General features: G+C 68.2%; 3 protein-coding genes. 2 read left to right on the forward strand and 1 reads right to left on the reverse strand.

The annotated features are described in order from the left end of the window. Positions 1-85: 85 nt before the first annotated feature. Positions 86-1,360: an epoxide hydrolase gene (locus G3N92_RS32715; RefSeq protein ID WP_206131663.1), complete on the reverse strand. Its 1,275-nt coding sequence runs from the start codon at positions 1,358-1,360 to the stop codon at positions 86-88. 465 nt (positions 1,361-1,825) lie between these two features. On the opposite strand from G3N92_RS32715, the gene G3N92_RS32720 reads away from it, so the two are divergent. Together G3N92_RS32720 and G3N92_RS32725 are read left to right on the forward strand one after the other, a co-directional pair. Continuing rightward, complete coding sequence (locus G3N92_RS32720) at positions 1,826-2,305, forward strand: DUF3331 domain-containing protein (protein ID WP_206131664.1); 480 nt, start codon at positions 1,826-1,828, stop codon at positions 2,303-2,305. A gap of 193 nt (positions 2,306-2,498) precedes the next feature. Then, positions 2,499-2,843, forward strand: coding sequence for a hypothetical protein (locus G3N92_RS32725; RefSeq protein WP_206131665.1), 345 nt, complete (start codon positions 2,499-2,501; stop codon positions 2,841-2,843). Positions 2,844-2,894: the final 51 nt, after the last annotated feature.

Consider the following 2,894-nt stretch of genomic DNA (forward strand, 5'->3'; position numbering starts at 1 on the left):
CGCGGTGCTGCGCGACGGCACGCGCTGACACCGCTGCTGGCCGCACGCGGATCCGCAGGGCCGACGCCACGCGCCGGCCCGCCCCTCACGCCCGCCGCATCGGCCGGAACCCCGCCCGCACCTCCTGCGCGAACAGCAGCGGTTGCTCCCACGCCGCGAAGTGGCCGCCCTTGTCGACCTCGTTGAAATACACGAGCTGGCGATACGCCTTCTCGGCCCAACTGCGCGGCGCCTGGTAGATCTCGCCGGGAAACACCGTGATCGCGGCCGGCAGCGAAATATCGACGGCGTTGAAGTTGTTCGAGTGATCCTCCCAGTAGATCTGCGCGGCCGAGGTAGCCGAATCGGTCAGCCAGTACAACGAAATATCGTCGAGGATCGCGTCGCGCGTGAGCGAACGCTCGGGCACGCCGCCGCTGTAGGTCCACTGCGAAATCTTGTCGTACATCCAGGCCGCCTGCCCGGCCGGCGAATCGGCCAGCGCATAGCCGACCGTCTGCGGGCGCGTGACCATCATCGCCGAATAGCCGCAGTTGTCGCGGTAGAACGTGCCGAGCTTGTCGTAGGCGGCCCGCTCCTTCGGCGACAGCCCGGCGGGCGCCGGCGCGTCGAGTTGCAGCAGCCGCGCGATATCGGGCGGCACGGTGGCCGGCATGTTGACGTGGATGCCGGCCAGCCCCTTCACCTTCTGGATCGCCATCCGGTGCGAAATCACCGAGCCGCAATCGCCGCCCTGCGAAACGAAGCGCGTGTAGCCGAGCCGCGCCATCAGTTCGCCCCAGGCGCGCGCGATATGGTTCGAGTCCCAGCCGGTATGCGCCGGCTTGCCGGAAAAGCCGAAGCCCGGCAGCGACGGCACCACCACATGGAAGGCATCGTCGGCGCTCGCGCCGTACGCGGTGGGATCGGCCAGCGGCCCGATCGCCTCGAGCAGTTCGAACACCGAACCGGGCCAGCCGTGCGTCATGATCAGCGGCATCGCGTTCGCATGACGCGAGCGGACGTGGATGAACTGGATATCGAGGCCGTCGATCTCGGTGATGAACATCGGGAAGCCGTTCAGCTTGGCCTCGCCCTTGCGCCAGTCGTAATCGCTGCCCCAGTACTGCAGCAGTTGCTGCATGCGCGCGAGGCGCACGCCCTGCGATTCGTCGGCGACGGTTTCGCGCGACGGCCAGCGCGTCCCGGCGATGCGGCGTCGCAGATCCGCCAGATCGGCGTCGGGCACCCGCACGCTGAACGGACGAATCGTGGCGGAAGCAGCGGCGCGTGCGGCGGCGGGCACCAGGCCCAGCGCGCCGGCCGCCACGGAAGCACCCAGCAGGTGACGGCGCATCGGTGAAAACGCAGAGGAAGACATCGTTCGTTATCCTTTTTTCCTGTGATTGATCGAACCGCGTTGCCGCTGCGGTGTCAGCCATTGGAAAGAATCGGTGTATCTGGCGTGTGTTCGGCGTGTACCGGTTTGTATCCGCACCGCGCGTGGCGCACCGCGACAAACGGTGCACGCCGCATGCGCCCGGCGGGCTCGATCGATCGGATTCCTGCTTTTCATTCAAGCGCGTCCGCTCGCGCGGCATGGCCGCGTTCGCCTCCAGGACGAGGCACCGCCAGGGCAAGGCACCGGCGCTGCGCCCATACGAACGTATGAGCGCGTCGATATCAAGGCATGGGAACGGGCAGATGCAGGTCTCATGGAAAGCAGGTGCATGCCGCCGCTATGCTTTTTCTCACCGGTTCAACGGCTTTTTCGCAGTCGATATCCGGCCTGCCCGGCATCGCGATCGATGCCACCCCCACCTTGCTGTGCCTACTGGAGAGATCGATGATGCCGGCTTCCCACGACCTGCCCAAGCTCGCGAACGACGACATCGCGGCGCGCGCGCTGCTTGACATGCTGTTTCCGCCGGCGCGCCTGCGCTTCGAACGGCGGCCCCGGCGCGTCGCCGCCCGTCGTGCCGAGCCGGCCGCCCGCAATCTGTCGCCGGCTTTCGATGCGCGCTGCTGCCCCGATCACGTCGCGGTGATCGACCGCCTGCCGTCGGGCTCGATCACGGTAACGTGGAGCGATTCGCGCTTCGGCAAGTACACCGAACAGATCTGGCATGCGGCGCTGGCCCATGAACACGCCGTCTGCGCGCTGACCGGCAACGAGATCGCGCAGGGCAGCCGCGTGTTCCGGCCGCGCAAGCGCGATGCGAACGAGCCGGCCGAGTACCCTTGGATGATCCTGTCGTCGTCGCTCGACACCGGCATCGCGTTGCCCGTGGAAAACGCGCCGCGCCGTCGCGCGCTGGCCGGATAAGCGCCCCGCCGCGCCGATTTGTATCGCCGCGTATCCCGCCCCCGCGCCGCCACACGCGCTTACGCAAGCGCGGCGCGGCGGACATCCGCCCGATACACCCGCACGCTCAAATCGCTTCCGTGTCTCCCGCGCCGCGCCGGCTGCCGCCATCGCGCCGCCGCGCGGTTCCCCGCCTCCGACCCGGATCCCGATCATGCTGCTCATCGTCGCCTTCCTTGCCGGCGCGCTCACGGTGCTGAGCCCCTGCATCCTGCCCGTCGTGCCGTTCGTATTCGCCCGCACCGACGCCCCCTTCCTTCGCAGCCGCCTGCCGCTGCTGCTCGGCCTCGCGGCTAGCTTCGCGCTGGTCACGGGGCTGGGCGCGGCCGGCCTCGGCGGCATCGCCCAGTTCAGCCGCTACGGGCGCGCGATCGCGCTGGCGAGCTTTGCGCTGTTCGGCTTCGCGCTGCTGTTCCCGGCCGCCGCCGCGCGCATCGCCGCGCCGCTGACGCGTATCGAGATCGGAATAGCGTCGTGTAGGGAAAGAGGGTTGGTGTGAGGGTAGGTCTCGGTGGGTGGCGCAGCCATCAGAAAAAAATAGAGAAGGAGA

Origin of the sequence: Burkholderia sp. Ac-20379 (genome assembly GCF_017104645.1) — a bacterium.
Classification (GTDB): Bacteria; Pseudomonadota; Gammaproteobacteria; order Burkholderiales; family Burkholderiaceae; genus Burkholderia.

Bases quoted from the DNA above. Each gene is read 5' to 3' on its own strand.
- G3N92_RS32715 (WP_206131663.1), bottom strand. From the start codon at position 1,360: ATGTCTTCCTCTGCGTTTTCACCGATGCGCCGTCACCTGCTGGGTGCT.
- G3N92_RS32720 (WP_206131664.1), top strand. From the start codon at position 1,826: ATGATGCCGGCTTCCCACGACCTGCCCAAGCTCGCGAACGACGACATC.
- G3N92_RS32725 (WP_206131665.1), top strand. From the start codon at position 2,499: ATGCTGCTCATCGTCGCCTTCCTTGCCGGCGCGCTCACGGTGCTGAGC.